The 4,457-nt window shown below is 59.3% G+C and carries 3 protein-coding genes and 3 pseudogenes; 3 read left to right on the forward strand and 3 right to left on the reverse strand.

What is annotated here, in order from left to right; translation table 11 throughout:
* Positions 1-245: IS3 family transposase (locus ACX4ZE_RS22430; protein ID WP_480275448.1), on the reverse strand; the 245-nt coding region annotated here is incomplete at its 3' end.
* A 165-nt stretch (positions 246-410) separates the two neighbouring features.
* Between ACX4ZE_RS22430 and ACX4ZE_RS22435 the strand changes: the two are divergent.
* The 3 genes and pseudogenes from ACX4ZE_RS22435 to ACX4ZE_RS22445 form a co-directional block, all read left to right on the forward strand.
* Positions 411-560: pseudogene (locus ACX4ZE_RS22435) on the forward strand (transposase family protein); the annotation flags it as partial.
* A gap of 130 nt (positions 561-690) precedes the next feature.
* Complete coding sequence (locus ACX4ZE_RS22440) at positions 691-1,182, forward strand: group II intron maturase-specific domain-containing protein (protein ID WP_480275449.1); 492 nt, start codon at positions 691-693, stop codon at positions 1,180-1,182.
* A 115-nt stretch (positions 1,183-1,297) separates the two neighbouring features.
* Positions 1,298-1,481: pseudogene (locus tag ACX4ZE_RS22445) on the forward strand (IS30 family transposase); the annotation flags it as partial.
* A gap of 609 nt (positions 1,482-2,090) precedes the next feature.
* On the opposite strand, the pseudogene ACX4ZE_RS22450 reads toward ACX4ZE_RS22445, so the two are convergent.
* Both ACX4ZE_RS22450 and ACX4ZE_RS22455 read right to left on the reverse strand, forming a co-directional pair.
* Positions 2,091-2,761 (reverse strand): annotated as a pseudogene (locus ACX4ZE_RS22450) (transposase).
* Positions 2,762-3,141: 380 nt separating this feature from the next.
* On the reverse strand, positions 3,142-3,612 hold the full coding sequence (locus ACX4ZE_RS22455) for a winged helix-turn-helix domain-containing protein (protein ID WP_480275450.1): 471 nt from the start codon (positions 3,610-3,612) through the stop codon (positions 3,142-3,144).
* Positions 3,613-4,457 lie beyond the last annotated feature (845 nt).

Here is a 4,457-nt window from a genome sequence, read left to right on the forward strand (position 1 = left end):
CTACTGCTGAGGCCGCGCGGACGGCGACCATGTGGGTTTTCGTAGTTGATCGGTGACATGCCGCCGCACAAGCTGTGGCGGCGGGTCGGGTTGTAGAAGCCGGTGATACAGGTGACGATCCGAAACACGGCCTCGGCACAGGTGTGGAAACGGTGCCGATGGACGAACTCGACCTTCAGGGTGGAGTTGAACAATTCGGCTGGGGCATTATTGTCAATGGCCAAGTTGAAGTGGATCTGGCCCACTTTCGGTGACGGTTCGACTACGTCGGTGGCTGATTAGGTTGCAGCGCAGTGTGTTCGCTAGATCAGCTGATCGTGGGAATTGGTTTCACGGCGGAATCGTTGTGCGAGATGATGTTTCCGCACCTCAGTCAGGTGCGGATCGAAGCGGTCGGTGAGGCCGCTGGGATGTTGCTTGTGCAGGCTACGACGGTGGCGGCGTCCGCGGCGTGTCCAGCATGTGGAGTCGCGTCGAGCCGAGTCCACAGCCGCTACCAGCGTCGGCTGGCGGATCAGGCGGCCTCAGGCCGGGAAGTCGCGATCATGCTGGTGGTGCGCCGGTTCCGGTGTGTCAACCCCTCCTGTGAGCGCAAGATCTTCGCCGAACACGTCACCGACGTCGCCGAACGCTACCAACGGCGAACCGGCGGGCAGAAGACGATGCTGTCGCGGATCGGGCTCGTCTTCGGTGGCCGCGCCGGCGGACGAGGGGTTCGATTTCCTCGGGTTCCGCATCCAGCGGCGCCGGAAGAAGGGAACCACCAAGATGAGTGTCTACACCTACCCGTCGAAGAAGGCTCTGACCTCGATCACGGCGAAGGTGCGGGCGCTGACGAACAAGGCACGCCATCACGGCCTCGCTGACCTTCTCGGACGCCTCAACCCGGTGCTTCGAGGATGGTGTGCGTATTTCCGCCACGGTGTGTCAAAAGCGACGTTCGGGTATCTCGATGCCTTCGCCTGGCATCGGGTCACTCAATGGTTGCTCGAACGGCACAAGCGAATCACGTGGGCGGAGCTCTACCGGAGGTTTCTGACCGGCAGGCCAGGAAACCGTCCGGCAGCAGACGGGATCGTCATGTTCGACACCACCACCGTCGCGGTCACCCGCTATCGATGGCGGGCGAACAACATCCCCACACCATGGTCAGGCACAGCGGGAACGACCGTTCCCGCATAGCAGTGGCAATCCGTGGACCGCCGGATGCGATGAGAGTCGCACGTCCGGTGCGGAGGGCGGGCCGGGGAAACGAACCAGGAGCAATCCTGGCACCGCGCCCCGGTCCGACCCCTACATCATCGGCACCGACCGCTCCGCGATCGGCACCCTCGTCGACCGGACCACCCGCTACACCGTCCTGGTCCACCTGCCACGCGAGCGCGGATGGCGAGGAGTCCGCACCGGTCAACAACGGGCCGGTCCTCAGCGGTTACGGCGCACTGTCAATGAACAAGGCGCTCGCGGCGGCACTGAACGCGGAATTTCTTACTTCCACCTCCGATACCCGAGAGAGAACATCGAGCGGACCGCTTCCCGGTATGCCTTTCAATGCCATTGTTGCCGATGTCGGACAGGCTATCCGCGATGTCCTCGGATCATGGTGCAGATTGATTGCCGATGAACGAGACATCCCATATCCTGGCTGGTCCGTTCCAGAATTTTCTGGATTTCTCCGAGACAATATCGGGTGGCTTTCCCGCCATGCCGCCGCAGCCGAGGCATCCAATGAGATCGCTCAGCTGATGCGCGATGCTCGACGCATGATGGATCCGAATCCGACTCGCCGGTTCTCTATCTGCTCTTGCCCTGCTCCCGGTTGCTCCGGCATGCTTACGGTAGTGGTGAGAGCCAGGGATGTGCTGTCGGCTGTCGAAACTATCTGTGACCAGAGCAGTAATAGATGATCGGTCTCGTCATGGCTGAAAGCGAATACCAGCGGATCGCCACGCAATGTACGCTGGATAAGCTCGTCAGAATTCTCGTATTCTTGGCAGATTTCCATCGGAAGTGTCTACCGGTTGGCAAGCGAGAACAAGTGGCGCAGGAAAACTTCGTCCGGTCGGAAATATTACTACAGTGAGCCCTTTTCATCCTTGTCGTGCGGTCTGAATTTCGTGGTTCTGGAGTGCGTGGATGGCCTTGGCGAGGCGGCCGGCCTTGTACGGGCAGCCTCGCAGCCTCGCCAGTACACGCCAGCTCTTCAGCTGCGCGATCGCGCGTTCACCCCGGCCGCGTAAGCGCGCGTGAGCGCGGTTGGCGGCCTTCTGGGAGGCTGGTTTGTTCTTACCCTTGTAGGGGGTCAGCAAGGCTGTCGCGCCTTGATATCCCTTGTCGCCCAGTGTGTTCCATTCGCCGCGTTCGAGTTCGGCGAGGATCTGCCAGATCCAGGCGGCTTTCAGGTCGTGCACGCTGCCGGGCAGGCTGTCCGATACCCACACGATATCTCCGTCGGGAGTGGAGAGGACCTGCACGTTCATTCCGTGGCGGCGGTGCTTGCCGGAGTAGAAGGACGGTCGGCGAGCAGGCCCACGGTTTCCTCGACATAGCGCCAGGCAGTGGTCGTGGAGATGTCGAACCCGGCCCCCAGATCGGCATATGTCTCCGCTTTTCGCAGCTGAGCCAGCACGAGCAGTGCTTGCCGACCCGGATTCAGGATCCGCCATACCGACCCGATCGCGCGACGGTGACGGCGGATCACACCAGCCACCCAGGTCAGGGTCGAACGTGACAACGGCAGCGCGGAACGGTAGAAAAGCATCGAAGCCTCTGGTGGAACGGTCGTTTTGGTCGACAGCTGATCTACCAGGGGCTTCGCTGTCTGTCACGCCGGCACACGCTGCGGCACAACACATCCCACGGACGATTCACGCAGAGGATGAAAAAGGCTCAGTGTGGACGTGGAATGGAATCTGAAGCCGCTCGATCGTCCCCGCAGGACAGGCGTCAGACCTGCACGGCGCCTCGATCAGTGAGGAGAACTTCGCCTACTCAATCCTCGATGGGAAGGTCTTCGATGTCGATCGCCGCGCCGAGCAGCCCGCCATTACGGCCCGGCGGCTGCGAAGTCGTTGGAATCGGTGTGCGTGCGCCGATCGAACAGCCCGCCGACGGGCGGGGTACTCGATACCGAAACCAGCCCTACAATGCGCTGGTGCCGGCCGAGGTCTCGGACACTCCCACCATGATCCGGAAACCGATACCGCGTACGGTTTCTATGTATCCCTTGATGCCGATTTTCCTCCGTAAGCCGACCATGTGCACACTCAGCGTCTGACTTGCCATCATGCCGTCGTAGCCCCAGACCTCGCCCATGATCTGGTCTCTGGTGAATACAGCACCCGGATCGGACAACAGCAGCGCGAGCAGGTCGAATTCTTTGCGGGTGAGATCGACCTCACGGTTTTTCACGAATACCTGTCTGCGTTTCGGGTAGAGATGGACATCACCGGAGGCCAGCATCTCGACAGGGGGGTGCTCGCTATGTCGGCGAAACAGTGTATCGATGCGCGCATCCAATCCTTCTATACCCGTAGAACGGATGAGGTAATCATCAGCGCCCAGTCGTAGCCTTATTATTCGATCGAACTCATCGGATTCTTCGGGTCCCATAATGACTATCGGTAAATCTGATCGCGCGCGTACGTGTCGATATATTTCGAAGAGACACTTATGAGAGAGATCGCAGTACAAGAGGACGATATCGAAATCGTGCAATCTACTGAGCACGTCGTCCAGATTCTGTGACATAGAAACCGTGTGCCCATAGCGAGTGAGTCCCAAGATTGTCTCGGCTGAATTCTCGGCATTGCTGCATACAATCATTACTCGCATGTGCGGCAGTTCTTTCGGTATCGTTCTGGACTTATGATGACGTGAACCGCCGTGATCATGGCATGGTGCGAACAACGAGATTCACATCGACGAATTACGAATGAAGCGCGTTCGACTGTCGGCGTAGCATCCCCCTTCGCGATGCTCGATTCGGAGTATCACTAACAACGAACAGAACCTACCACACCCCAGCGACACGGTAGTGTTGGTTTGTCAACAGTATGCAATTGCAGAGGACATGTTCAGGAGGTCTAATTCGAGCCAGGCGGTGGAAGCGTGGATCTACGCTCGCCGCGCTGGTTCCGCGAAATGTTTGCCGGAAGTTGTCGGCAATCGGTGTGCGGGATGTATAGAGTCCAGAAGCGAGTGATTGATGCATTCGACCACCAGATGAATCCAGTTGAACTCGGTGTGCGATTCCTTGTCGATCTCGCATAGATTACCGATCAGAGTTTTCTCGGCCCAAGCGATCTTCCTTTGCTGAGTTCCAGCTACGAGACGGCCCGGCGGGATACCTCGAGCCGCAGGCTGTCCGGCTTGAGTGTGATCGTCTCCTTCACGCGAAGCTCGTAGCTCGGAACCACGGTCAGGTCGAAGTTTCGTAGCAGCGTCGCCAGGACCAA

The sequence above is a fragment of the Nocardia sp. TBRC8007 genome, from assembly GCF_056629435.1.